Source organism: Bacillus cihuensis (assembly GCF_000504145.1).
GTDB classification, from domain to species: domain Bacteria; phylum Bacillota; class Bacilli; order Bacillales; family DSM-1321; genus Peribacillus; species Peribacillus huizhouensis.
Genome location: NZ_AYSD01000010.1, coordinates 758,186 through 782,954, shown reverse-complemented (window position 1 = coordinate 782,954; position 24,769 = coordinate 758,186). Strand labels below are relative to the sequence as shown.

Genomic DNA, 24,769 nt, shown 5'->3' with positions numbered 1-24,769 from the left:
AAACCCGTGAAAGAGAGTTGAGTAGATTGAATGAAATCGGTTCTGTACAACAATTAATATTATCACAAGTTGAAAAGTTAGCTCAAAACAGTGGTTACGATTTTCTTTTTGAAGAAAATTACGGAGAGTTATTAGCACAAATTATCGAGAGAGATGATTCTGGTTCTATCACCGAAACTCCATTCAGTTTTAAGTTATTTGTTAATGAAGAAAAAGGTACAGGTAAAATTATACCCTACAACCCAAAAGGTGAACTACGGCACCAGGAATTCAACATCGACAAGCCACAAACCATTATCGCACTTCTCACCTTCATCCAGATGCATCTTTAGGGATCAGACCCTATTTCCCGGATTTTCTCCCCCTCGCAAACTCACTTGCAGCAAGGGTTTTTGGATGTAAATGCGGGGTCAGACCCCATTTCCCGAATTAATGGTATGATAGGAATGAAGTTATATTAGGAGGTTGATTTAAATGAATTTTACGAATTCAGAGAGTTTACATAAGGAAGCGTTAGAGCATATTGTCGGGGGAGTAAATAGCCCTTCTCGTTCATATAAGGCCGTTGGCGGAGGGTCGCCAGTAGTAATGGAGCGCGGTGAAGGTGCATATTTCTGGGATGTAGACGGTAATAAATATATTGATTACTTAGCTGCGTATGGCCCAATCATTACGGGGCACGCACATCCCCATATTACAGAAGCGATTAAGAAAGCGGCTGAGACAGGAGTCCTTTTCGGAACACCTACTCCCCATGAAGTAAAGTTCGCAAAATTGCTTAAAGAAGCGATGCCATTTATGGATAAAGTTCGTTTTGTCAACTCAGGCACTGAGGCAGTGATGACCACAATTCGTGTAGCGCGGGCTTATACAGGGCGCGATAAAATTATTAAATTTGCCGGCTGCTACCATGGCCACTCTGATCTTGTCCTCGTCGCTGCTGGTTCTGGACCAGCAACACTTGGCACACCTGATTCTGCTGGTGTAACGAAATCAATTGCAAAAGAAGTTATCACTGTCCCATTCAATGATATCGAGCCTTTTAAAGAAGCACTAAATAAATGGGGAAGCGAAGTCGCAGCTGTCCTTGTCGAACCAATAGTCGGTAACTTTGGCATCGTGGAACCGAATCCAGGGTTCTTAGAAGAGGTTCTTGAATTAACACACGAAGCCGGTGGACTGGTTATATTTGATGAAGTCATCACTGCATTCCGTTTCTGTTACGGTGGTGCCCAAGACATGCTCGGAGTTCAGCCAGATTTAACTGCGCTCGGAAAAATCATTGGCGGCGGACTGCCAATCGGAGCATATGGTGGTAAAAAAGAAATCATGGAAACTGTCGCGCCGCTTGGACCAGCCTATCAAGCTGGAACAATGGCTGGTAACCCAGCTTCAATGTTATCGGGTATTGCCTGCCTAGAAGTTCTTAAACAAGAAGGCATTTATGACGAATTAGATCGATTAGGCGCAATACTTGAAGAAGGTATCCTAAAAGCGGCCGAAAAACATGGTACGGAAATTACGATTAACCGTTTAAAGGGTGCTTTAACGATTTACTTCACAAACGAAAAAATTGAAAACTACGAACAAGCAGAAAATACAAATGGAGAAGTATTTGCGAAGTTTTTTAAACTTATGCTTCACCAAGGTATCAATCTTGCACCTTCAAAATACGAAGCTTGGTTCTTAACGACCGCTCATACAGAGGAAGATATCCACGATACTTTAATTGCAGTTGAGCATGCATTTAAAATGCTTAAGGAACAAAAATGATCCTAAGGGGTTTTCTTTAACTTCTACTATTCCTCTAAACCTTGAGGTGGGCTTTATTGCCCGTTAAAACGGGTAAAACGTAAACACCTTATTTTTAAGTCAGCTCCTCTCATTTTGAAATGATGAGGAGCTCTCATTATACTTTACCTCCTTCTTTTTATCTATCTTTCCAAATTTAGCTATACATTTACAGATTGTACTTGAAACTACACTAATAACCCTGTATATTACATTATTGTTTACTTATATTCTTTTCCGTGTAAAGTAGTACATAAACGAACCTTTACTTTCATAATTAAATAATTACCGCATACATGTATAGAAAAGAACTGAAAAAGAAAGGAATTTAACTCATGAAGTTTGGTGCCCGCATAATTAAGACGGGAATCGCAATTGTTTTGGCTTTATTTTTAGCTCAAATTCTAAACCTTCCAGCTCCAGTGTTTGCTGGGATTTCTGCTATTTTTGCTATTCAGCCGACGATTTATCGATCTTTTAAGACAGTGATGGAGCAAATACAAGGAAATATCATTGGAGCAATCGTCGCCGTTTTATTTGTAATACTCTTTGGGAATCATATATTTATCGTCGGGTTAGCTGTTGTAATTGTCATTACGATAAACTTAAAATTAAAAATGGAAAGTTCCATAGTTCTGACCATAGTTACAGTCGTCGCGATTATGGAAAATCAGCAAGGTAACTTCCTGGAATTCGCATCGTTCCGGTTTCTGTCCATTTTATTAGGAATTCTTTCTTCATTCATTGTGAACTTGGTATTCATCCCGCCAAAGTATGAAGCTAAAGTATACTCACAAATTAGTAACACAACCGAAGATATCTTAAAATGGATTCGAATTAGTACACGCCATGCCTCAGAGCATACGCTACTAAAAAAAGATATCAGCCGTATCAAGGACGAATTATTAAATATGGAACAGCTTTTTTCCATGTTTAAGGAGGAACGTAAATACAAGAAGGAAAACATCTCTACATCCAGAAAGCTTGTCGTATATCGTCAACTAATCATCACGACAAAAAAAGCCTATGAAACCTTAAGACGGATTCATAAATTTGAAAATGAAATTAGTATGATGCCTGATGATTTTCAGTTGAGGATCATTCAGCATATTGATTGCCTTATTTACAAGCACGAAGAAATGCTCCTGAAGCATATTAGGAAAATTCGAACAGGGAGTTACGCGGAAGACTGGATGGAAAATTGCTTAACTAGGGAAGAACTTCTCGATTTATTTTTCAAACAGCATAATGAAATGGATCATGAGCTGGCTGAACTCTCCACTAGATTAGTTCCACTAATCGCATATATTAATGAGTATGACGAACAACTCGAGCATCTTGAAAAGTTAATTAACAGTTTCCAATCGTTTCATAAAGACGAAAACCATGTATCAGTAAAGCTAGATGAATAAGCAGTCTTAGATTATTAGATAACGAAAAAAGAGGATGACATCTGTCGTCCTCTTTTTGGTTATCGTTAAACTTGACATCAAATTCCCCATAATCTCTGCGTCAATTTGTAGAGTAATCTATTAAGTTGAGTTGTTGAACTTGAAATAATTGGTAATAACGACCTTGTAATTTCATTAATTCATCATGTGAACCTATTTCTGCTATCTTTCCTTGATCAATTAGAACAATCCGATTCGCATGAGTGATTGTCGATAATCGGTGAGCTACGATAAACGTAGTTCGTTCTTTGGCTAATTTTTCAAGGGCTTCTTGAATAAGATGCTCACTTTCTAAATCCAATGCAGATGTTGCTTCATCCAAAATAAGTAACGGCGGATTTTTTAGGAAAACCCGGGCAATGGCTACCCGCTGTTTCTGCCCACCTGATAGCTTGACTCCACGTTCACCAACCTTCGTATCGTATCCTTCCGTAAGGTTCATAATAAATTCATGTGCATTGGCAGCTTTGGCCGCCTCTATCACTTCTTCATCCGAAGCATCTGGTTTACCCATTAAAATATTCGCTTTCACAGACTCACTAAATAAAATATTATCTTGTAGCACCATCCCAATTTTGTCCCGCAAACTGCGCACCTTAAAGTCACGAATGTCTTTTCCATCGATTAATATTCTTCCTTTACTAACATCATAAAAACGTGGAATCAAACTAATCAGCGATGACTTCCCTCCTCCACTCATTCCAACTAAAGCAATCGTTTCACCTGCAGTTACATCAAGCTGGATATTAGTCAGTACTTCCGGCTCATTGTCTGCGTAAGCAAATGAGACATGATCAAAGGTAATGTTACCATTAACGTATTTTAATTCAGTAGCCCCTTTTTTATCATCAATATCATATTTTTCATCTACCAATTCAAACACTCGATCCATCGATGCTAATGTTTGCGTCATAGTCGTTGAAGAATTGACGAGACGACGCAACGGATTATAAAGACGATCAATAAAGCCAATAAATGCGACCATCGTGCCCAATGTCAAATTCCCATGAATCACCTCATAGCCTGCATAGCCGATTACAATAAGCGGAGAGATATCAGTAATTGTGTTCACTACAGCAAACGATTTCGCATTCCACCCCGTATGCCGAAGGGCTTTATCAAGGAAATTCTTATTTTGTTTATTAAATCGCTCTTGTTCATAATCTTCGATGGCAAAACTTTTTATCACCGGCATCCCCTGAACTCTTTCGTGTAAATGACTTTGAAGATCCGCAAGAGCCTGAGAACGAATTCTTGTATAACCACGCAATCTACCAAAAAAATACTTGATTGAGAAAACATAGAATGGCAACATAATTAAACTGACAATTGTTAACTTCGCATCCATTGTAAACATAATCGCCACAGAAAAGAATATCGTCGCAATATCAAGCCATAAATTCATTAACCCAGTTATGACAAAATTCTTCGTTTGTTCTACATCATTAATCACCCGGGAAATCACTTCCCCAGCTCTTGTGTTGCTATAATACTTAAAACTGAGCTTTTGAATATGGGTGAATAGGCTATTGCGAATATCATAGAGAATCTTTGTACCGGCCCATTGTGCAAAATATTGCCGATAATATTCAATCGGTGGGCGCAGCACAACAAAGACAAACAGCATAATCCCAATGACCCAAAACAGCTGATTTGTTTTTTCATCTACAGACTTAGAACCAGCAATAATGTCATCTACAACATACTTAGATAAAAGCGGAATCAATAACGGAATGGCAAATTTCAGCAAACCAATTAATATTGTACCTGCGATTTGCCACTTATAAGGTTTTACAAAATGCAAATATCTTTTTATACTCTCCACAGAAATCCTCCATTTTTACTATAGTGTAGTTTTCATAAAACCCACACTGATTGTTGATTCGAAAGAAAAACCTGTTGGATAGGCAACAGGTTAAGCTCAACGGTAGGTCAAATATCTTTCATACCACGAATCGATAAATTCTGCAGAGAAAGGACCTTTTCGTTGACGAATCATATAGATCAAATAATCAACATTCGTTCTCAATATTTGATCGATTTCTTCCGGGTAATTCATTTCTTTCCGATGTCTCTCATACTCATCCTCATCCAGCAGATTAAAGGTCATATCTGGAAACACCTTAATATCCAGGTCATAATCAATGTACTTAAGCGCTTCCGAATCATAAATAAACGGCGAGCTAATATTACAATAATAATAAACACCGTCTTCTCTCAGCATGCCGATCACATTGAACCAATACTTCGAATGGAAGTAACAAATAGCCGGCTCTCTTGTAATCCACGTTCTTCCATCAGACTCTGTTACCATTGTGCGATCATTAGCAGCGATGACAAGATTCTGTGTCCCTTTCAATACGGTGGTTTCTTCCCAGATTCGGTGGATATGACCGTTGTGCTTATAACTCTGAATTTGGATCCTTCCTCCTTCGGTGGGAATCTCCATATTAATTTTCCCCTACTTTCTTTTAACAACATCTGATTTAAGTTCATTTGTATATACCCTGTCAAGTTTCCTATATCTCCTTATTATAGCGATTTATCGCAAATTTTAAAACAAAAGAGATTAATCATTCAGTAAAAATGTGTAAAAAAACGGCGAAAGCAGTGAAAAACATTGATTTTCCATGTTTCTACTGCTTTTATTCGTTTTTACTCATCTTGACCAATAATTAATCTCTACATTATTATTTCACGGTTGCTAGTTCATTTTGATAATATTGGATAACATCTTCGGTTTGTTTTTCAAACTGACTTTGAATATCATTTAGCTCTTGTTTCATTTGCTCTATTTCGTCTTGTAGAGTACCTAACTGCGATTTTCGTTCTAAGTCATATAATTCTTTCTCAATCTCTTGGCATCGTTCCAATTCTGTTTGTATAAATAATAATTTATCCATCGTTTTTAATTGCTCATTAATCAGCCTGTCAAATTCTCGCATTTAGGATCCCACCTCACCGAAAGAATTTTTATCTATCGTAATGTATTCTTGGTTCATAGGCAATTTCCTTTAAAAGATTATGTAGAGTTAATAGAAGTTTTGTCGTTAGATTATTTATGTGGATAATCGGATTTTATCGAAATATAAACTTACACTTTTTGTTTAAGACTATTTTCCGTATACATTGTGATTTCTGTTACAGCTACTCGCTTTCCCCGAGCGGTCTCTAAAGCCTACTCAATGCTTCACGACAGGAGTTCCGTATCTTCCAATCAACATCTGTTCGAATTTGTTACTTGCTAAAAACACAATAGAGCCTTGTTTAAAAAGGAAAAGACATCCTCGAATAAGGATGCCTTTTCACAGATGCAAATGATTAGCTTAAAATTGGTTTTTGTTTTTTTGAGCTTCAGCTTGTTGATTTTGCTTTTTAACTTCTTGAACATTCGTTTCACTTGCAAATTCAGTACCATATTGTCCTGAACCTTGAGCGCCGCTGCTTTTACCAGCTGCCGCTTGTTGATTTTGTTGCTTTACTTCTTGAACATTCGTTTCGCTTGCAAATTCAGTACCGTATTGTCCTGAACCTTGAGCACCGTAACTTTTACCAGCTTCCGCTTGTTGATTTTGTTGCTTTACTTCTTGAACATTCGTTTCGCTTGCAAATTCAGTACCGTATTGTCCTGAACCTTGAGCACCGTAACTTTTACCAGCTTCCGCTTGTTGATTTTGTTGCTTTACTTCTTGGACATTCGTTTCGCTCGCAAATTCAGTGCCGTATTGCCCAGAAGCTGCACCACTATTTTGTTTTTGTACATGTTGAACATCTGTGCCTGCTTTTGTTTTCTTTGCCATTCGTAATCACCTCCACGAATAATAAGATAACCAGGAAGGCTGTTAGATATCCATAATTTTAAAACTAAATTTATCCAATTACTGTTTTCTTGTACACTAAGGCTCTGTTAAACTTGCCTGTTGGATTTCCAGTTCATGCGTTCGCTTACTGCTCCAATCAATATAGTGCCAAAATCAACAATGAGCTTTAACAAAGCCTACACTAAAAGAGAGATTCCACCATCTACAATAATAGTTTGACCGCGAATCATACTTGCATCTTCAGAAATCAAAAACATGATTGTTTTGACCATATCATCCATTGAAACAATTCTTCCAGCTGGCGTTTCAGCAGCAGCTTCTGCCAATAATTCCTCGCGATTCGGAAAATGCTTAAGTGCATCCGTATCAATAACACCACCTGATACCGCATTAACGCAAATATTCATTGGTGCCAGTTCAACAGCAAGATAACGGGTTAGTGCTTCCAATGCAGCTTTGGACACCCCAACAGCTGTATAGTTTTTTAAATAACGTATCGAACCGAGAGAACTGATACTAACCATCTTGCCACCGCCGTTTTTCTCCATAAGCTTTGCAGCTTGTTGTGCGCAGAAAAGAAAAGCTTTACTATTAATATCCATCGTCCAATTCCAGTGGGACTCCTCAAGTTCCATGACAGGTCTCTGAACGCCCGAAGCTGCATTGTTAATAAATACATCCAATCGACCAAACACTTCTTCGATTTCTAAGAACATTGCTTTAATTTTTTCAACATCGCCAACATTCGCCTTCACAACCAATGCCTTTCTGCCGATTGCTTCAATCTCTGCTGCTACTTCCAGTGCTTTCGATTTACTACGTGCATAATTAATCACTACATCATAGCCTGCCAATGCAAGCGCTAATGCAGTACTTCTTCCAAGTCCTTTACTACTTCCTGTTACAAGTGCTACTTTTTGTGTCATAAATTGATTCATCCTTCCAAAGTTAAGAATAAAGTTTGCGTTTAATATAAAAAATAGAATGATTTGCAAATCAAATATGGCGGTAAAACACCACCATTTACCAAAAAGGATCGACCCTGTAGCACGCTACACTCATTTATTCATAATGGGAGCGGCGCGAAGCAGGATTTCGGGGACCTTCTAAAGTAAAAAAGTCTACCTGCTAATTAGAGATTATTAGCAAGTCGAGAAGCCCCGTCCCATGTCCTTTATACAATACAATAAGGAGGTTGCAAATATGTATGTTGGTCGTGATATGACAGAATTATCGATGCTGCCAAAGTCAGAGTGGGAAAAAGATGAACTTGCTTTTTTTCATCACTCTCTTCAACAAATGGTACCTTATTTAAACCAAGAAGGACAAGTGATTCATCGAGAAATTGTGGAGGAAATCGTAAATCGCGGCGGACTGAATAGTCAGAACATGTGAAGAATGCGTTCTGTGCAATACTTTATGTTCCCTAATCACTTACAACTAGGAAGGTGCCTCAAAAAGGGGCTGACCTCGCACTAACTCACTTGGAGTCTGACCCTTCTTCTTGGGACGCCTTCTTCTAGTTTACTTTTTTTGCTCTTTATAAGCCGCCATCATTTTCTGATGTGGGACAGGAAATGCATACTGTTCAATGTCGATCTCACTTACCCACTTGAATTGATGTTTTATCATAAGATCCTCGTCCATTTCTGTTGAAATAACTCCAGTAAATGTATCAACATTCCAAACAAGATGTGAGAAAACATGCTCTATCTTTACTAAAAGCTCGCCCAGCTCTGATGTTACACCTAGTAATTCTTCCAATTCCTGATTGAAAAAATCGCGCTTTGCCAAAAGACCGGTGTGAATTTCAAAGTTAGGGAATTCCCAGAGATTAGCCAATAAGCCGTCACTTGGACGTTTATGAATTAAAAATTCACCATTATGATTCGTAAGTATTGCCGCTACAAGTGGTACCTTACGAGTTTTTTTCTTTTGAATTTTGATTGGTAGCTCTGATTGGACACCTTCTTTGAATGCTTCGCAATGCTCCTGTACCGGACATAATAAACAGGCAGGCTTTCCTGGCGTACAAATTAATGCACCTAGCTCCATAAGAGCTTGATTGAAAAAAGATGTATTATCATGGTCAATCAAATCTCGAACCGCTGCTTCGAAAGTCTTCCTCGTTTTTGGCTTAGCAATATCTTCACGAATTAGTAAAATACGTGAAAATACGCGCATCACGTTCCCATCTACAGCTGGTTCTGGTTTGCCATATGCTATGCTTAAAATCGCACCTGCTGTATATGGTCCTACTCCTTTTAATTTTGCAATTTCTTCAGGCGTATCCGGAACAACACCGCCATACGATGCCTTCACTTCTTTTACAGCGCTATGCAAATTTCGAACACGGGAATAATAACCTAAACCTTCCCATGCCTTTAAAACACGTTCTTCATCTGCTTCTGCGAAATCATCAAGTGTAGGAAACCAATCCATAAACCTATTAAAATAAGGAATCACGGTGTCTACACGAGTTTGCTGAAGCATAATTTCAGAAACCCAAACTCGATATGGATCTTTGTTCTCACGCCATGGCAAGTCTCGATGTTCACTAGCAAACCAAGAAATTAAGTCATGTTGAAATTGCTTTCTATCTATTGTCTTTAATGCAGGTATTTCTTCTTTCACATTTATGCCTCCAAGATGTTAACCTCATAAAAAAAGGGGAATATAAATAAAGATGAACGTACATTTTATTTCTAACAAAGTATATCATGTGATTGAATGATGTATAGTAGGATTAATGGGAAACTTCCCACCAGACGTTTTTATCCCCTCCAATTATTTAAAACTGGGATAAATACGTTTTGAAATATTCTGTGATAAAATAACGGTATATGATCATCGATAATTTAAATCCGGATGTTATTAATAAGCGATTCATCACACGTAAGCTACTACAATCAAATACAAAGGGGTTGGCTTTTTGGATACAGGTACTCACTTTGTCATGGGAATCGCTCTTGGAGGACTGGCCACTTTAGATCCTATCGTGGCAGACAACGCACTCACTGCTCAAGCAGTTATGTTTGGTACAATTATTGGTTCCCAGGCTCCAGATATCGATACCATACTTAAATTACGGAACAATGCTGTCTATATTCGAAATCATCGGGGAATTACCCATTCCATTCCAGCTGTATTACTTTGGCCAATATTAATTACCGGCTTTCTTTATAGTATATTTTCTTCTTCTAATCTTCTACACCTTTGGCTCTGGACCTTTTTTGCAGTATTTCTTCATGTATTTGTTGACATTTTTAATGCCTATGGGACGCAAGCCATTCGGCCGATTTCGTCAAAATGGGTAGCATTTGGCATTATCAATACATTTGATCCATTTATTTTCGGGATTCATGTTGCCGGTCTTATTCTTTGGGGCTTCGGTTTTCCGCCTGGCTACACATTTCTTACGATCTACTTTATACTGCTCATCTACTACATCGCTCGCTTCCGAGAACAACGTTTCATAAAGGCAGCGGTCAAAAAAGAAATACCAACTGCAACAAAGATTATTTTATCACCTACGATGCGCTACCATCGCTGGAAAGTTGCAGTTATCTCCGAGAAACATTATTATGTAGCTCGTGCAGAAAATGGAATTGTGACAATTCTCGATACATTTGACAGAATTCCGCTACCCGATAGTGATATTCTCCACGCAGCGAAACATGATAAAAATTTAGCCGCTTTCTTGTCTTTTTCACCAGTATATCGCTTCGAAATTGCTGAAATCGATGAATTTTTCGAGGTTCGGTTTATAGACCTTAGATACCGTAGCAACGGATTCTACCCTTTTGTGGCTGTTGTTCATCTGGACCATGATCTTCAAATTAAAAATTCCTATACAGGCTGGATATTCAGCGAAGATAAATTGCGCAAAAAATTGAAGCTCATTCCACTTTAAAAAAGAATGATCCAAAATGCAAAGGGTCAACCCCCCGCGACTACTATACACAGTGATTGCGAGGTCAGACCCTTTTTTTGACCTTCTATTTCGTGAACATCAAATCTCATTTTCCCCCTGCAGCAAATGACGATATTTCGGATTTTTCGCAACAAAATCATGTAGTCGCTCACCATAATTGTCAATCCATTGTGTGACAACCTTCAAAGTCATTTCCGCTCCTGCATATTCATGTCCAGCTTTCGCATAAGTTGCTTCAAAATCTTCCCAAAATAACTCTACCCAAGTTAATGCTTGATCATATGTGATTTGATTATTTTTTTGTAACAATCGTTCAATTAATTGTTCTTTATATTCTTCCATCAATCTACTCTCCTTTACCAATTTTTTAATTATAGAATTAATCATACTTCCTAGATGTTTGCCAATACTATTCTTACGCGCTTAAGAAGCGCGACGATAACTACTGTTTGAAGGAGAAAAAATATGAGAAATAAAGCGAGTAATTTCCAAAATCAAAACAAAAATAGGTTCGAAGGTGGACCTCGAGCAAAATCTGAATTTTCGTCAAAGCGTGCAGATGGAACGATTAATGACCATCCTCAGGAACGCATGAGAGCCTCAAATGAAAGAACCTCTGATAGCCTAGATAATTTTTAAAAAGCTGTTACATCCTTCTCAGTGGTGGGACTAACCTTGCATTTGCTGCGCGGAGAGATTAGCGACTCTAGAACGTGACTAACCATCAGTGGTGGATGAAGCACCGCCACTGATGGAAATTTCTCCTTATTTAATTGGTGTTAACATTGAAATTGGCAAAGCTTCATCTTGCTTTGTTCCGCTTAATCGATAGCCCCAGGCAAAGACCCCATTTAGATAATCAATTTTGAAATACGTTCCTGGATCCCCTTCAATGCTGTACATTTCACCAGGTATATAGTCTTTTGGATTAAGAAGGTAAGCTTTTGCCATAATCGCTTTCCGTTCAAGGACTGCAAATTCATTAACCATTCCAAGCTGCTCCGCTTTACGAGCTTTCTCATGTAAACTAGCAATTTCTTGTTGAAGCTCATACGCTGACATTTGGCTATATCTAGAATCACTCATCATTAGCACCTCTTTAAATACCATCCTCAATAATTTTTGGCATATTTTCTAAAAAATTGTGTACTCACTTTAAAAACTTTACTCTTCATCGGCTAAGTACCGTTCTATTATTTCAATTGCAAAGCCCTTACGAAATAACGCTTGCTTCATTCGCTGCTCATATTCATATCCGGTATACCCTTGATATTTTCGTTTAAGTTTTTCAGCCTGATACATGATAGATTGCCACTCTTCGTCATCATCTTTCTCAATTGTAATCTCTTGTAAAGCAATCGAGATTACATCCCTTGAAAACCCTTTACGAGATAATAGTTGGTCCAACTTTTGCTGTAAGGCCCGCAGAGAAAGCTTTGTCTCTTTCTTAATTGCTTTCTCAGCCATCACAACAGCATGTTCAATTTGCTGCTCACTCGGATATTCCATCAACGCTTGCTCAATAAGCGATTGCTTGATTCCTTTTTCGATTAATTCTTGCTGAATGATAATCGGCCCTTTATTACCACCATTCACATAGGTTCTTACAAATGCACGAGCAAACTCGAGGTCATCTAAATACTTATATTTATATAGTTTCAAAACTGCTTCTTGTATAATCGGTTCATCCACTTCTTTTTTCTTTAAATACATTCGAATTTCTTGCTCTGAGCGCATACGGTGCGATAAATAATTCAATGCGCTTGTAAAACTTTTCTGAATTTCATCGTACAGTTGAATATCGGCAAGGTCATATTCATTAATTTCCATACCTTTTTTTAATTGAAATTTCAATAATACTTCTTCATCAACACTAAAGGCGTACTCCTCACCTTTTCCTCTTCCATAGTCCATGAAGACATTATATCGGTCAGTTCGTTTTTGTTGAGTTGTTATTTTCGTAATAACCGCCAAGAATACCACCTCTTCATCTAATGTACCATATTTTAAAGAAGGGATATGCGAAAAAGAATCGAAATAAGTATAAGAATCTTCCATTATGGGAGGGTTTTACTGCTTGAAAAACTAGGATCAAGCTTGCAACGAGGAGGCTTATGATGAAAATTGCTATAGCAGGTGGAAGCGGCTTTGTCGGAATGGCTCTTATTCAAGAGCTTAGAAAAGAAAACCACGAAATTTATATACTTACAAGAAATCCAGAAGACAAAAAAACAGTTACTGGTGTTAAATATGTGAAATGGCTTGTACAATCTGCAAGGCCTGAAATTGAGCTTGCAGGTATTGAAGCATTCATCAATCTTTCTGGGGAATCCTTAAACAGCGGGCGTTGGACAGATAAACGAAAGCGTCAAATAGTCGAGAGTCGGGTTGAGACAACGAGAGAAATGATTCGAATCCTTTCGATGCTTACAAAAAAACCAGCGGTTGTCATTAATGCCAGTGCAATCGGATATTATGGAACGTCAGAAAAAGAGGTTTTTACTGAAAAGAGCGGAACCTTTGAAGAAGATTTTCTATCACGCACAGTTCAATTATGGGAAAAAGAAGCGTCAAAGGCAAAAGCATATTGCCACCGGTTAGTATTTGCACGTTTCGGGGTCATACTTGGCAAGAGTGCAGGAGCGCTCCCTATGATGGTCACCCCTTATCATTTTTTTGCTGGTGGGACAATTGGAACAGGACGACAATGGCTTTCTTGGATTCATATTACAGACGTAGCTAGAGCACTTTTGTTTTGTGTGAAACATGACGAGATTAAAGGACCTGTTAACTTTAGCGCCCCATCCCCCCGGCAAATGAAAAACTTCGGAGAAACAATTGGTACCGTGCTCAATCGACCTCATTGGTTTCCTGTGCCATCGTTTTTGTTAAAAATAATGCTTGGCGAGATGAGTGCCCTCGTATTGGAAGGACAAAAGGTGATTCCAGACGTTTTACAACGTCATGAATTCACCTTCACTTTCCCCAATCTAGAAGTAGCACTTCACGATTTATTAAAATAATTTATAAAAGTTAAGGACCATTTTGGTCTTTTTCTTTTCTTGTCATTCCAGACAAATTTCTACCTACTTATGATTAAATAAATAAATAGATCCGAGCATGAGCACGATTGCTACTGCTTTCTTTCCATCAAGGGCGAATCTCTCCCCTCCAAACAGGCCAAAATGGTCGATAATTGCCCCCATAATAATCTGCCCTGCAATAACCGCAAAGAGAGCTGAAGAAACTCCAAGCTTTGGAACAGTTAGCACCATGATCACTACATAAAAAGCGCCAAGCAGTCCGCCAACTAATTGCCCTTTCGGAACCTCAGAAATCGCCAGTAAATTCCCTTTGCCCAAAAAAAGCACAACGAAAAATAAAGCGGCTGTGCCGACAGAGAATGAAATAAACGAAGCTTCTATCGTCCCAACTTTTTTCCCAAGCCCTCCGTTGACCACTGCCTGGATTCCTACAGCAAGTCCACCAGCTAGTGCCATCAACAGGTATATCCATTTCACAAACTTCATCTCCCTTATGTACTCTAATTATGTTCTTTATAGAAAAGATATACTACATGATACAGCATAAAGAACATCTCATCCCCACTGATAGTTCGTCCGATTCCCAGTCGAAAAATGGTTAGCAAACGTTTTGATAATGTGACACAACGCACCCGATTAAGGGAACACAACTAAAAACGCCGCTGTATGATATGTTTCACAACAATAGGTTAATTAAACTTCTGTAGCGTTTAGTTACATTGAGTCTTATCATTCGGAGATTGTCGGTTCGGTCTTTTAAACCTTCAAAAAATGGCATTATTCCTAACAATTCCAATTATGCAGGAATCAATAGAAAATGTGAAGTAGTACTTCTGAATATGCACTTTAAGGACTAGTGAATCGATCCAATTCTTATTCTTCTTGATCTGTTACCTCTTCTAATCATTTTGAACAAAAGGCCGAGCATTAGCCGCCGAAGTAGACTACTTTTTCTTAATCCGGTAGACAAATGAAGTTATCCAAATTTCATTTGTTTCTCCTAAAAAACTCCTGAAGACAAGACCGCATATAATCTCGTCAAAAAGCTTTTGATCTTTTTTAAAGTTAAATTGGTAGTTCTAATAATTTTCTGAAGAACATGGAATATCACTGCGGATTAAGGATGGTAGGTAAGATGAGGACGATGGCGAACTTATTATTTTTCCGCAAAAAAAAAGCAATATTCATTAAGCTTTTTGCTTTTGAATATTGACCACTATTGGTTTAATCGTTTTATTACCACACTCTTTACAAATCTCATTCTTCTTTGTCAGCGTTAAACAATAATTGCAGTAGTATCGTTTCATAATTACCCTCCCTTTCATATGCTTAGTCTAATCCAGTATTATTTTATCTGTGTATGAATCTTGTAAATAAATTCTAAACTTTGTTTACTTACACAATACGCTTAAAAAGTTCATCGTATAAAATCAATTTGATTGGAAAAAATATGAACAACTGCTAATTAGGAGCTGATGAAGATGGGAAGCAAAAGAAAAGAAAAATTAATCAAGAACAAATTAACATCCACACAAGAATTTCTTTATTCAAGGGACTTTAAGAAAGCGGATCGTGCTGGTGGATACACGTCAAGCAAACTATATTAGACTGGATAAATTCCCCTATCATATTCTCATGATTTCTACAAAAGCTAAATGGGAAACAACCTTTATGAGGTGTTTCCCATTTAGCTTTTTGGGGGGAATAAGGATGGATAAACAGCAGAACCAACAGCCACATCAACACTTTAAAAATCAAATAAGCGATGGACTTGATATCGAATTTTCCCAAGAGCTAGCTGACCATGATGACTTAGAAGCACAAAAGCGCTCAGAAGCAGCAGATAAACGGGCAAAACAGAAACGCAATAAGCAATAAGAAAAGAATGTTCCAAAACAAAAAGGTCAGACCCCATATCTACTTTACATCGGATATATGACATATATATGATGTTAAGAGTGTGAGGTCTGACCTTTACGACATCCTTGCTATCTTAATGAGCAATTTCTCTTTTTCGATAAACCTTTCCCTTCCCCTTAAATTTACCCATCCCTGCTTTAATGAAAGGAAGTACAAAGCGGTCTACACCATAGTTGTATGCCCCGGTCCCCGCAAAAAGCAGAATGATTGCAATTGTGTAATAAACTGGGTTCGTGCTAACTGTCCCTGCCAATAGGAAGTTAAGATTCATGAAGGCTCCTGCAATTAATGCTGGAATTGTCGCCACTCCAAGAATTAGGCCAATACCTACTAGTAATTCCCCCCATTGAACGAAGAAGCTAAATAGATCTGCGTTCGGCAAAGCCACATTTTCTAAGAAACTTGCGTACCAACCTTGTACTGCCGGGTGGTCTCCTCCAGCATTCGCTATCGCTCCTTGAATAAATCCACCTGCATTAAATTCACCACTAGTAAGTTTGCTCCAACCACCCATTACCCATTGAATACCTAACCATACTCTTAACACTGTCCAAACTCCACTTATAAACGGACCGCTTTTCCAATTTCTTTTCATTGTAAACCACTCCTTAAACTGGATTTAATAAAAGTTTGTGAAATGTTTCACATAATTAATTAAAAAAATATTTCTCGTTCTATGGATTGTTTGTCTAGAAGTTTATTTGTGAATGTTTTCACTAACTTTCTATATCTTCATCATACTACCTCCAATCCACTTTTGCAATAACGTTCACAAAGTAGTAACAATCATCCTTTTTTCAATAAGTTGATTGATATATATTGCAAAATAATATCACATACGTATCGCGCTCAATTCGAGTCCCATAGTGTCATATCGAAAATATAATACTTAATCTTAAGTTCTTCGTATATTGAGCGCATCTAAATTCAAAACTTTCCTCTAACAACTGAACCTAAACTCAGACTCCACACCATCTAACAACCATTAGATGTATAAAATCAGCTAGATTTAGTTTTTTTAAGTTTTCTTTTCCGTAAGACAGCTATCACCAACAAAAACAGCGGAATAATTGTTTGAACGATTACTCCCAAAAGCGGGAAGACTCCAACACTATTACGTTCTATTTCCATTGTATTAGGTATCGACCAAAAGCCGAATACTACTAACAGAATCCCTAATGGCCATACAATAGGACGATATTCGGAAAGATTTAGCCATTGTGTAGTGCCTAAAGTAGCCACATAATAAAACACTGATATTTTGATAAACGTTCCTACTATCCAAATAGCCATGACAACAGACTCAAAATGTTCAAAAAATTCCGCGATACTGATGTATCTTGCTACGTTCATCAGCGGATAAACCTTTGAGGATGTTGCTGGACCGAGTACAAATAGGACGACCAGATTCACCACAACCAACGTCATCATTACGGCAAATGCCGTTATCATTCCATATTTCATTCCCCTTTTTTTATCCATTAAAAAAGGTAAGAGAAAAATAATCATAAAAAATTCCGTGAACCATCCACCTGGCACAATCGCCCCCTTCATTGGAGGCCAAATTCCATCCCCTAATATTGGGAATATATTCTTAAATTGGAAATCAGGTAATACTAAAATGATTAAGATGAGAAGCGGGAAGACAAAAAGAGGAAAAAATATTTGAGCTGCTCTCGCTATTACTTCTAAACCGCCGTATACAATATAAGCACATAAGAATACCATTAATACCATGATAACGATAATTGGGGTACGAACTAGAAACGAATCGACAATAAATTCTGCGTACTCTCTAAGAATTTCTCCCGCGGACTTGATATAAAAAAATAAAAATAATAAACCAAGAATTTTCCCAAGAAACCTACCTATGATAAGTTCACTAAATTGGATAACCGTTTGTTTTGGATAAAGTTTATGCAGTTTATAGGCGATGTACACCGTCACATACCCGATGAAGGATGCGAAGATAGGGGACAGCCATAAATCCGTTTTAGCATATTTCGCAGTAATGCTCGGCACACCAAGAATGGCAGAAGCTACAATCGTTGGATACATTATGATTGCCATCTGAAGAGCTGAAATTTTACCTTTCTCCATCTTCTTCCTCCTTTTTATAATAGGCTCTTTTCGTAAAGATTGTTGTTTTTAGCAAGAAACCAATTCGAACAGATGTTGATCTTCGTTACAGGTGCGAGACTCCTGCGGGAAAAGCGTGTTGAGGGAGACCCCGCAAGTGCAAAGCACTGAGGAGGCTTCTGAGACCGCCTCTACAACGGAAATCAACCCGGGTTATTAGTGTAAAAATGATTGAAAAGCAACAAAGTATGTGAAAACAGCCTTATAATAATATATAAGCGAAATCATGCCATTTACTAATACAATTACTTTTCCAAAAACCCAAAAGGTGGTTAAAAGAATGTCCATCCATGAAGTGGTCGGACATTCTTTCGAGATCGAATATGGATCGTAGCCAGTTGATGAACGCAGTGTAAAAATTGCTTTATTTCTGCTAACAATTCACCGATTTTTATATAGCCCTGTCTACAAACATGAGCCTTAATGATTGTACACTTTTTCGATTTAAGCCTTCACCGCTCCTAAATAGTCAGCTTTCATATCATCTTGCATTCGGTCAACTTGACATGCTTTTTTATACTCTTTTTCCAAACAATTTTTTATTTTTAAATTAAATATATCTACTATGTCATACGGTTTCTTTACTTTTTCTTTTCCGGAAAACTGCCATCACCACCAATAACAACGGAATAATCGTTTGAACGATAAATCCGTATAGGGGGAAGACCCCGATATTAAAACGCTCTATTTCCAATGTATTAGGAATTGACCAAAAGCAGAATACTACTAACAGAATCCCTATCGGCCATACAATAGGACGATAGTCCGAAAGATTTAGCCATTGTGCAGTACTTAATGCAGTCACATAATAAAACACTGATATTTTGATAAACGTTCCTACTATCCAAATAGCCATGACGACAGACTCAAAATGTTCAAAAAATTCTGCGATACTGATGTATCGTGCTACGTTCATCAGAGGATACACTTTTGAGGCTGTTGCTGGACCGAATACAAATAGGACGACCAAATTCACCACAACCAACGTCATCATTACGGCAAATGCCGTTATCATTCCATATTTCATACCTTTTTTTCTATCTTTTATAAAAGGCAGGAGAAAAATGATCATAAAAAATTCCGTGAACCATCCACCTGGCACAATCGCCCCCTTCATTGGAGGCCAAATTCCATCCGCCAATATCGGGAATATATTCTTAAATTCAAAATCAGGCAATACTAAAATGATTAAGATGAGAATCGGGAAGACAAAAAGAGGAAAAAACAATTGAGCTGCTCTCGCTATTACTTCTATACCTCCGTATACTATAAAAGCACATAAGAATGCCATCGATGCCATGATAACACTAATTGGGGTACGAACTAGAAACGAATCGACAATAAATTCCGCGTACTCTCTAATAATTTCTCCCGTGACCTGGATATAAAAAAATAAATATAAAAAACCAAGAATTTTCCCTAGGAATCTACCTATGATATATTCACTAAATTGAATAACCGATTGTTTTGGGTAAAGTTTATGCAGTTTATAGGCGATATACACCGTCACATACCCAATGAAGGATGCGAAAATGGGGGCCAGCCATAAATCATTTTGGGCATATTTTGCTGTAATGCTCGGCACGCCAAGAATAGCAGTAGCGACAATCGTTGGATACATCATAATTGCCATCTGAAGCGCAGATATTTTACCTTTCTCCATCGTCTTCCTCCTTCCTTTGATAGTATAAAAAAATAAGATGCCTCCACTGATACAATTACTTTTCCATAAACTCGCCAAACGGCTTGAAAAGCGTTTCAAGCCATGTAGTCGGTCCTGCCATATGGGATAGATCGAACATGGATAGCACCAAGCCGATGAGGAGCAATGTAAAAAAAGCCACTTTGTCTTTTTTAGGGTTTTGTTTCATTTTCGGCCATTCATACAAAATGATAAGTACCACGATGATCGTTGTACTTACAAAAACTCCCCATCTCATTGTTCTTTCACCTCTTTTTCAGGCATTCCACCTGGTTTGGTTATATAGCCCTGTCTACGAATATGAGCCTTTATTTCTGTTTCTAATTCTATCTCGGGGAATATCTCATTCCAGCGACCTTTGTTTTTTTTCCATTTATCAGGATATTTACGTGAGAACTCTTCACCGAAACCTAGAATATCGGTTTTCAACTCTTGTTGTGTTTGTTGAAAAGCTAGTTCAATACGCTTTTCTATTTCTTTTTCAAACGCTTTTTCTACAACCTTTATTGATTTTGGACTTGAAAGGTTCAGATTCGTTCCATTCTGGATTATAGTTCCTTCTGTATCAATCTTCACAACCATTATCCATTTCTTATTTCGAATTTCAGGAACCAACTTTACAGAAGCCTTAATGGGATTTATTGATATCTCCCCTTTTTCAGCACCTGGTTTAAAGGTAACTGTATATGCCTCTATTTCATTTCTTATCCACAATATTCCTCTTGTTTCTTTTTCCGTCAGATTACCTATCATTTTATCTTTTTTAAACACTGCTGTTCCGGCAATGTAAGGCTCTCCTTGTAATTTCTCTTGCCCCTTCCCTGGGGGGTGGATATCGACTATTGGAAGTGCGGCTGCTTGAACAATACCGATTAACTTTTCATCTAAATCCTGTAATGTTACCTTCATTCCGATATGTAAATCAGAAAGTTCCCGAAGTCCTTCCGCCGAATAGCGTTCAAGGGGAGCAAGTAATTCGAGAATAGGCTTTGCTTTCCCTTCACTGACATACACATACGCTCTCTCTCTTGGCTGCGGATGACGGAGCAAAAAATCCAAATGTTCTTGGATTCCTGCCTTTGCTAACTTTTCGCCGAATATAAACACTTTACAATGTCCCCAAAAAACTCTGCGTGGAAACTCACTTTGAAGCTTGGACAATGCATCTGAAATATTTGATCCTTTATGAGAAGCCACCATTGTAACAGCTCCTCCTCCGCTCATACCTCCCCCTCCTTCACTGCCTCCTCCACTTAATGCTTTAGGGATAAACACTTGTAGAGATAGTTCGATTTGATTGTCATCTTTTTTATCGATGGCTGCAGCTGTAACAATGGCCAAATCATTAACTTCCACTCGATCCCAGCAACCGCTTACTATTAAGGTTACACCGCATATTAAGATCAAAAGAAGGATGTTCTTCATGAAGAGACGCCCCTTTCCTTTCTCCAATTTTTAACCCGACTCCAACTTTTACTCCGTTTCACTTCCCCTTTTGGGATTGGGTGCCTGTTCTGGGGCCTGACGGTATAAGTTAGATTCCCCAGTGAGGCGTGGTCGTGTATCCATCATCCACCAAGGAGCTCTCCATAACACATCTTTCAGCTCACGGCCTTTTAATGGTGCTAGTGGTGATAAATAGGGAATTCCGAAAGAGCGTAAACTGCATAAGTGAATGACTATAGCGATAACGCCCATCATAATGCCGAGCAATCCTAATGTACCTGCAAGTAGGATCATCGGAAATCGCAGCATCCTCAACGCAATTCCTGCAACATAACGAGGCATCATGAAAGAAGCAATTCCCGTAATTGCGACCACAATGACCATCGGTGCTGAAACCAATCCTGCTTGAACGGACGCTTGGCCAATTACAAGCGCTCCAACAATGCTGACAGCCGAGCCTATTTGCTTCGGTAATCGAACCCCAGCCTCTCTCAGTGCCTCAAACGTAATCTCCATGATTAACGCCTCTACTATGGCAGGAAAAGGAACCGCTTCTCGAGACGCTGATATGCTAAGCAGTAGCGATGTTGGTACTGCCTCATGATGGAAGGTCAAAATAGCAACATAAAGTGAAGGAAGCAAAAGAGAAATTCCAAGAAAGACAAAACGTAACCATCTAATAAAGGTGCCCACCATAAAGCGTTGATAATAATCCTCATGTGATTGAATCAAAGAAAAGAAGGATATGGGTGCAATTAAAGTAAAAGGAGTACCTTCTACAATAATGACGGCCCTCCCCTCCAACAAATTAGCACAGGCGATATCCGGCCGTTCTGTTGACATAATCTGAGGGAATGGTGAATACGGATTGTCCTCAATCATTTCCTCAATGTACCCACTTTCTAAAATGCCGTCTATTTCAATTTTCTTCAATCGATTCGTTATCTCTTCAATTAATGTTTGATCTACAAGTCCATCGATATACGCTACAGCAACTGTCGTCTTCGTATAATTCCCGATTTTCATTGATTGGATTTTAAGAGCAGGGCTTTTAATAATACGTCGTAATTGAGACGTATTGATCTCTAAAGATTCATTAAATCCCTCTCGAGACCCCCTGATTCCCCCTTCTGCAATCGGTTCTTCAATCCCCCGTTTTTCCCATTTGGCCAATCCTAAGGAAAACCCCGCACTCTGCCCTTCAATGAGAAGAATCGGATTCCCAGAAGAGATTGATTCGATGCAATCCGCCAGCATATTCACTCTTATTACTGTAGAAACGGGCATTTTTTTCTCAAGAAACTCGTTTATTGAACTTGGCACATTATTTGGTTCATTCATGAGTGGAGAAAGGACATATTCTTCAATACCTTCAATATTTGTAAGACCCTTAATATAAATAATTGTTGCTTTCGTTTTTCCGAAAAGTAAGAATGGACGGAACATGACATCAGAACAATTATTGTAAACGGAGCGAAATGTCTCGACATTTTGATAATAATTTTTACGAAGGGTATCCTGTGGCTTAGAATCGTCGTGATTCTTTTGTACATGAGGTTTCTTTTCTTTAGTTTTCCTTACTAATCTACTCACATTACGAATCAAGTTGATCCCCCTCTTTTTCTGGTGACCCTATCTCCTTTTTTCTATAATTCTACATTTAGGGGATTCTATACAAGTAATCCTAAAATTGGTGTAAACAAATTTTTAAAGGCTCTTTCGTAAAGATTATTTTTATTAGCAAAAACAAATTCGAGCAGATGTTGATTGGAACGGATATGCGAGACTCCTGTTTAGAAAAGCGTGTTGAGGGAGACCCCACAAGTGCACAGCATTGAGGTGGCTTCTTTAGACCGCCCGCGGAAAGCGAGTACCTGCAACGGAAATCACCCCAGGTTGTTCGTGTAAATATAATTGAAAAGCAACAAAGTATGCGAAAACAGCCTTTTTAAAAGGGAAAAAATTCGTATCGGAATATTAACTCTCACTCCAATACATAAATTTCCTGTATGGGGATATGATATTTATTGTGATATATAAAATTTAAGTTGATCGTGGAGAATTGATATGTCGAACCTTTTATATTATTTTACTTTTGCAATGATAGCCGTAATATTTGTTTTCATTTTAGTTATGCTCATTGGTTGGCGATGGATCATAAAACAAATTGTGAAAAAGACGGGGAAAATCATTTTAACAGATAGTTATCAAGAAAATATTATCGAGTTGATGCCTGGTATTCGCCATATGGGCATACAAAATGTGTTTGAAAATAGCTTACGTGCAGAAACAGGCGATCTTCTTCACCGCCCATTAGGTTCTTCAAAAAAATGGCCCCATTTAGATCCAATTACCTTTATTCCTGCACAAACGACACCGTTTCCTATTGATGGTAAAGAAGAAGTTGATGTGAGCACAACCATTGGTCCAAAAGCAAAAAAACCGCTAAAGATAAAAATCCCACTCATGATCAGCGGCATGGCCTATGGAATCGCTCTAAGTGAACAAGTAAGACTATCGTTAGCAGGAGCAGCTAAAAATGTAGGAACTGCGATTAACTCTGGAGAAGGAGGCATCTTACCTGAAGAATTAGATACTGCAGGAAAGTATATTTTGCAATTTTCCAAAACAGAATGGTCCAAAGAAGAAGAACTTATTCAGCGTGCTGACATGATTGAAATTAAACTTGGGCAAGGAGCATTACTCGGGATGGGCGGGAAAATATCTCCCAAAAATTTAACAGGCCGCGCTCGTGAAATTATGGGACTTAAAGAAAACGAAGATGGAGTCATTTTTGAACATTTTTTTGAAAATCAAACACTAGCAGATTTAAAAGAACTTGTCTTGGAACTTCGTGACATAACTGGTGGTGTTCCAATTGGTGTAAAAATCGGTGCAGGTGGAAAAATTGAAGAAGATATTGATCATTTGATTGAGATTGGGGTTGATTATATTGCGATTGATGGAGGACAAGCAGCCACACACGGCGCCCCGCCTATTTTATCAGATGACTTCGGCATACCAACATTACATGCAGTTGTCCGGGCTGCCAATCATTTAGAAAAAAGAAACATGAAAGGACAAATAAGTTTAATTATTTCAGGAGGGCTTTTAGTACCAGGTCATTTTTTAAAAGTACTTGCCCTTGGTGCTGATGCAGTATATTTAGGCTCTACGTTATTATTTGCTGTTGCGCACAGTCAAACATTGAAGGCACTTCCATTTGAACCGCCTACACAAATCGTTTGGAATCAAGGTAAATTCAAAGACAAATTTAATGTAGATGAAGGAGTAAAAGCTGCAGAAAAATTTTTAACAGCGAGTATAGAAGAAATGAAAATCGCACTAAGAGCAATGGGAAAACGCTCTTTACAAGAGTTGTCTAAAAACGATATCGTATCTTATGACGAACTAACGGCTAAAATGATTGGCATTCCATTTTCCTTTGAACCTTGGAAAGGCAAACAAGAAAATAAATAAGTATGAGCAATCAACAAGATAGTAAACGCAGTGATTTTCTA

Annotated in this window: 26 protein-coding genes; 10 read left to right on the top strand and 16 right to left on the bottom strand. The window is 38.2% G+C overall.

Annotation, left to right across the window (positions count from 1 at the left end; all coding sequences use genetic code 11):
• Positions 1 to 26 precede the first annotated feature (26 nt).
• The 3 genes from V179_RS0103535 (at position 27) to V179_RS0103520 (ending at position 3,203) form a co-directional block, all read left to right on the top strand.
• On the top strand, positions 27 to 332 hold the full coding sequence (locus V179_RS0103535) for a hypothetical protein (RefSeq protein ID WP_028390306.1): 306 nt from the start codon (positions 27 to 29) through the stop codon (positions 330 to 332).
• Between the two features lie 142 nt (positions 333 to 474).
• Positions 475 to 1,773: a glutamate-1-semialdehyde 2,1-aminomutase gene (locus V179_RS0103530; RefSeq protein WP_028390305.1), complete on the top strand. Its 1,299-nt coding sequence runs from the start codon at positions 475 to 477 to the stop codon at positions 1,771 to 1,773.
• A gap of 353 nt (positions 1,774 to 2,126) precedes the next feature.
• A complete protein-coding gene (locus V179_RS0103520) occupies positions 2,127 to 3,203 on the top strand; it encodes an FUSC family protein (protein ID WP_028390304.1) in 1,077 nt (358 codons plus the stop codon).
• 100 nt (positions 3,204 to 3,303) lie between these two features.
• Here V179_RS0103520 and V179_RS0103515 read toward each other — a convergent pair whose 3' ends face one another.
• The 5 genes from V179_RS0103515 to fabL all read right to left on the bottom strand — a co-directional run bounded on the left by V179_RS0103515 (position 3,304) and on the right by fabL (position 7,989).
• The gene (locus V179_RS0103515; RefSeq protein WP_028390303.1) at positions 3,304 to 5,067 is read right to left on the bottom strand and encodes an ABC transporter ATP-binding protein; all 1,764 of its coding nucleotides are present in this window, start codon (positions 5,065 to 5,067) and stop codon (positions 3,304 to 3,306) included.
• A gap of 96 nt (positions 5,068 to 5,163) precedes the next feature.
• Positions 5,164 to 5,691 (bottom strand): nucleoside tri-diphosphate phosphatase, encoded by a 528-nt coding sequence (gene ntdP, locus V179_RS0103510; RefSeq protein ID WP_028390302.1) that lies wholly within the window; start codon positions 5,689 to 5,691, stop codon positions 5,164 to 5,166.
• 241 nt (positions 5,692 to 5,932) lie between these two features.
• Positions 5,933 to 6,187 carry a YgaB family protein gene (locus V179_RS0103505; protein WP_028390301.1) on the bottom strand — a complete coding sequence of 85 codons (255 nt, stop codon included), beginning with the start codon at positions 6,185 to 6,187 and terminating at the stop codon, positions 5,933 to 5,935.
• A gap of 381 nt (positions 6,188 to 6,568) precedes the next feature.
• A complete protein-coding gene (locus V179_RS29010; RefSeq protein ID WP_051404809.1) occupies positions 6,569 to 7,042 on the bottom strand; it encodes a gamma-type small acid-soluble spore protein in 474 nt (157 codons plus the stop codon).
• A 197-nt stretch (positions 7,043 to 7,239) separates the two neighbouring features.
• Positions 7,240 to 7,989: an enoyl-[acyl-carrier-protein] reductase FabL gene (fabL, locus tag V179_RS0103495; RefSeq protein ID WP_028390300.1), complete on the bottom strand. Its 750-nt coding sequence runs from the start codon at positions 7,987 to 7,989 to the stop codon at positions 7,240 to 7,242.
• Positions 7,990 to 8,266: 277 nt separating this feature from the next.
• Here fabL and V179_RS0103490 point away from each other — a divergent pair, with 277 nt between their 5' ends.
• A complete protein-coding gene (locus tag V179_RS0103490; protein WP_028390299.1) occupies positions 8,267 to 8,458 on the top strand; it encodes a hypothetical protein in 192 nt (63 codons plus the stop codon).
• Positions 8,459 to 8,587: 129 nt separating this feature from the next.
• On the opposite strand, the gene mutY is transcribed toward V179_RS0103490, so the two are convergent.
• Positions 8,588 to 9,697: an A/G-specific adenine glycosylase gene (gene mutY, locus V179_RS0103485; RefSeq protein WP_034300283.1), complete on the bottom strand. Its 1,110-nt coding sequence runs from the start codon at positions 9,695 to 9,697 to the stop codon at positions 8,588 to 8,590.
• Between the two features lie 298 nt (positions 9,698 to 9,995).
• Here mutY and V179_RS0103480 point away from each other — a divergent pair, with 298 nt between their 5' ends.
• Positions 9,996 to 10,976, top strand: a complete 981-nt coding sequence (locus V179_RS0103480; RefSeq protein WP_028390297.1) for a metal-dependent hydrolase — start codon at positions 9,996 to 9,998, stop codon at positions 10,974 to 10,976.
• Positions 10,977 to 11,075: 99 nt separating this feature from the next.
• Here V179_RS0103480 and V179_RS0103470 read toward each other — a convergent pair whose 3' ends face one another.
• Positions 11,076 to 11,339, bottom strand: coding sequence for a YfhJ family protein (locus tag V179_RS0103470; RefSeq protein ID WP_028390296.1), 264 nt, complete (start codon positions 11,337 to 11,339; stop codon positions 11,076 to 11,078).
• 123 nt (positions 11,340 to 11,462) lie between these two features.
• On the opposite strand from V179_RS0103470, the gene V179_RS0103465 reads away from it, so the two are divergent.
• The gene (locus tag V179_RS0103465) at positions 11,463 to 11,636 is read left to right on the top strand and encodes a small, acid-soluble spore protein K (RefSeq protein ID WP_028390295.1); all 174 of its coding nucleotides are present in this window, start codon (positions 11,463 to 11,465) and stop codon (positions 11,634 to 11,636) included.
• A gap of 126 nt (positions 11,637 to 11,762) precedes the next feature.
• On the opposite strand, the gene V179_RS0103460 is transcribed toward V179_RS0103465, so the two are convergent.
• Positions 11,763 to 12,083 carry a YfhH family protein gene (locus V179_RS0103460; protein ID WP_028390294.1) on the bottom strand — a complete coding sequence of 107 codons (321 nt, stop codon included), beginning with the start codon at positions 12,081 to 12,083 and terminating at the stop codon, positions 11,763 to 11,765.
• Between the two features lie 78 nt (positions 12,084 to 12,161).
• The gene (recX, locus tag V179_RS0103455; RefSeq protein WP_326929531.1) at positions 12,162 to 12,980 is read right to left on the bottom strand and encodes a recombination regulator RecX; all 819 of its coding nucleotides are present in this window, start codon (positions 12,978 to 12,980) and stop codon (positions 12,162 to 12,164) included.
• Between the two features lie 134 nt (positions 12,981 to 13,114).
• Between recX and V179_RS0103450 the strand changes: the two genes are divergently transcribed.
• Positions 13,115 to 14,020, top strand: coding sequence for a TIGR01777 family oxidoreductase (locus V179_RS0103450; RefSeq protein WP_028390292.1), 906 nt, complete (start codon positions 13,115 to 13,117; stop codon positions 14,018 to 14,020).
• A gap of 63 nt (positions 14,021 to 14,083) precedes the next feature.
• On the opposite strand, the gene V179_RS0103445 is transcribed toward V179_RS0103450, so the two are convergent.
• Positions 14,084 to 14,518 (bottom strand): DMT family transporter, encoded by a 435-nt coding sequence (locus V179_RS0103445; protein ID WP_028390291.1) that lies wholly within the window; start codon positions 14,516 to 14,518, stop codon positions 14,084 to 14,086.
• Positions 14,519 to 15,522: 1,004 nt separating this feature from the next.
• Here V179_RS0103445 and V179_RS29580 point away from each other — a divergent pair.
• Together V179_RS29580 and V179_RS29575 are read left to right on the top strand one after the other, a co-directional pair.
• Complete coding sequence (locus V179_RS29580) at positions 15,523 to 15,648, top strand: YfhE family protein (RefSeq protein WP_084552178.1); 126 nt, start codon at positions 15,523 to 15,525, stop codon at positions 15,646 to 15,648.
• A gap of 103 nt (positions 15,649 to 15,751) precedes the next feature.
• A complete protein-coding gene (locus tag V179_RS29575) occupies positions 15,752 to 15,919 on the top strand; it encodes a YfhD family protein (protein ID WP_084552177.1) in 168 nt (55 codons plus the stop codon).
• A gap of 115 nt (positions 15,920 to 16,034) precedes the next feature.
• Here V179_RS29575 and V179_RS26965 read toward each other — a convergent pair whose 3' ends face one another.
• The 6 genes from V179_RS26965 to V179_RS0103400 all read right to left on the bottom strand — a co-directional run bounded on the left by V179_RS26965 (position 16,035) and on the right by V179_RS0103400 (position 22,853).
• Positions 16,035 to 16,556, bottom strand: coding sequence for a DoxX family protein (locus V179_RS26965; protein ID WP_034300279.1), 522 nt, complete (start codon positions 16,554 to 16,556; stop codon positions 16,035 to 16,037).
• A gap of 404 nt (positions 16,557 to 16,960) precedes the next feature.
• A complete protein-coding gene (locus V179_RS0103420) occupies positions 16,961 to 18,061 on the bottom strand; it encodes a GerAB/ArcD/ProY family transporter (RefSeq protein WP_028390290.1) in 1,101 nt (366 codons plus the stop codon).
• 607 nt (positions 18,062 to 18,668) lie between these two features.
• A complete protein-coding gene (locus V179_RS0103415) occupies positions 18,669 to 19,763 on the bottom strand; it encodes a GerAB/ArcD/ProY family transporter (RefSeq protein WP_028390289.1) in 1,095 nt (364 codons plus the stop codon).
• Positions 19,764 to 19,818: 55 nt separating this feature from the next.
• Positions 19,819 to 20,040, bottom strand: a complete 222-nt coding sequence (locus tag V179_RS0103410; protein WP_028390288.1) for a hypothetical protein — start codon at positions 20,038 to 20,040, stop codon at positions 19,819 to 19,821.
• Entirely contained in the window at positions 20,037 to 21,227 is a 1,191-nt protein-coding gene (locus V179_RS0103405) for a Ger(x)C family spore germination protein (RefSeq protein WP_034300276.1), read from the bottom strand. The genes V179_RS0103410 and V179_RS0103405 overlap by 4 nt, the downstream gene beginning before the upstream one ends.
• 48 nt (positions 21,228 to 21,275) lie before the next feature.
• Complete coding sequence (locus tag V179_RS0103400) at positions 21,276 to 22,853, bottom strand: spore germination protein (protein ID WP_034300273.1); 1,578 nt, start codon at positions 22,851 to 22,853, stop codon at positions 21,276 to 21,278.
• 462 nt (positions 22,854 to 23,315) lie between these two features.
• Here V179_RS0103400 and V179_RS0103395 point away from each other — a divergent pair, with 462 nt between their 5' ends.
• Positions 23,316 to 24,728 carry an FMN-binding glutamate synthase family protein gene (locus V179_RS0103395; RefSeq protein ID WP_028390285.1) on the top strand — a complete coding sequence of 471 codons (1,413 nt, stop codon included), beginning with the start codon at positions 23,316 to 23,318 and terminating at the stop codon, positions 24,726 to 24,728.
• Positions 24,729 to 24,769: the final 41 nt, after the last annotated feature.

Bases quoted from the DNA above. Each gene is read 5' to 3' on its own strand.
- V179_RS0103490 (WP_028390299.1), top strand. From the start codon at position 8,267: ATGTATGTTGGTCGTGATATGACAGAATTATCGATGCTGCCAAAGTCA.
- V179_RS0103465 (WP_028390295.1), top strand. From the start codon at position 11,463: ATGAGAAATAAAGCGAGTAATTTCCAAAATCAAAACAAAAATAGGTTC.
- V179_RS0103460 (WP_028390294.1), bottom strand. From the start codon at position 12,083: ATGAGTGATTCTAGATATAGCCAAATGTCAGCGTATGAGCTTCAACAA.
- V179_RS0103405 (WP_034300276.1), bottom strand. From the start codon at position 21,227: ATGAAGAACATCCTTCTTTTGATCTTAATATGCGGTGTAACCTTAATA.
- V179_RS29580 (WP_084552178.1), top strand. From the start codon at position 15,523: ATGGGAAGCAAAAGAAAAGAAAAATTAATCAAGAACAAATTAACATCC.
- V179_RS0103505 (WP_028390301.1), bottom strand. From the start codon at position 6,187: ATGCGAGAATTTGACAGGCTGATTAATGAGCAATTAAAAACGATGGAT.
- V179_RS26965 (WP_034300279.1), bottom strand. From the start codon at position 16,556: ATGAAAAGAAATTGGAAAAGCGGTCCGTTTATAAGTGGAGTTTGGACA.
- V179_RS29575 (WP_084552177.1), top strand. From the start codon at position 15,752: ATGGATAAACAGCAGAACCAACAGCCACATCAACACTTTAAAAATCAA.
- ntdP (WP_028390302.1), bottom strand. From the start codon at position 5,691: ATGGAGATTCCCACCGAAGGAGGAAGGATCCAAATTCAGAGTTATAAG.
- fabL (WP_028390300.1), bottom strand. From the start codon at position 7,989: ATGACACAAAAAGTAGCACTTGTAACAGGAAGTAGTAAAGGACTTGGA.
- V179_RS0103520 (WP_028390304.1), top strand. From the start codon at position 2,127: ATGAAGTTTGGTGCCCGCATAATTAAGACGGGAATCGCAATTGTTTTG.
- V179_RS0103410 (WP_028390288.1), bottom strand. From the start codon at position 20,040: ATGAGATGGGGAGTTTTTGTAAGTACAACGATCATCGTGGTACTTATC.
- V179_RS0103530 (WP_028390305.1), top strand. From the start codon at position 475: ATGAATTTTACGAATTCAGAGAGTTTACATAAGGAAGCGTTAGAGCAT.
- V179_RS0103450 (WP_028390292.1), top strand. From the start codon at position 13,115: ATGAAAATTGCTATAGCAGGTGGAAGCGGCTTTGTCGGAATGGCTCTT.
- V179_RS29010 (WP_051404809.1), bottom strand. From the start codon at position 7,042: ATGGCAAAGAAAACAAAAGCAGGCACAGATGTTCAACATGTACAAAAA.
- V179_RS0103470 (WP_028390296.1), bottom strand. From the start codon at position 11,339: ATGGAAGAATATAAAGAACAATTAATTGAACGATTGTTACAAAAAAAT.
- V179_RS0103395 (WP_028390285.1), top strand. From the start codon at position 23,316: ATGTCGAACCTTTTATATTATTTTACTTTTGCAATGATAGCCGTAATA.
- V179_RS0103415 (WP_028390289.1), bottom strand. From the start codon at position 19,763: ATGGAGAAAGGTAAAATATCTGCGCTTCAGATGGCAATTATGATGTAT.
- V179_RS0103420 (WP_028390290.1), bottom strand. From the start codon at position 18,061: ATGGAGAAAGGTAAAATTTCAGCTCTTCAGATGGCAATCATAATGTAT.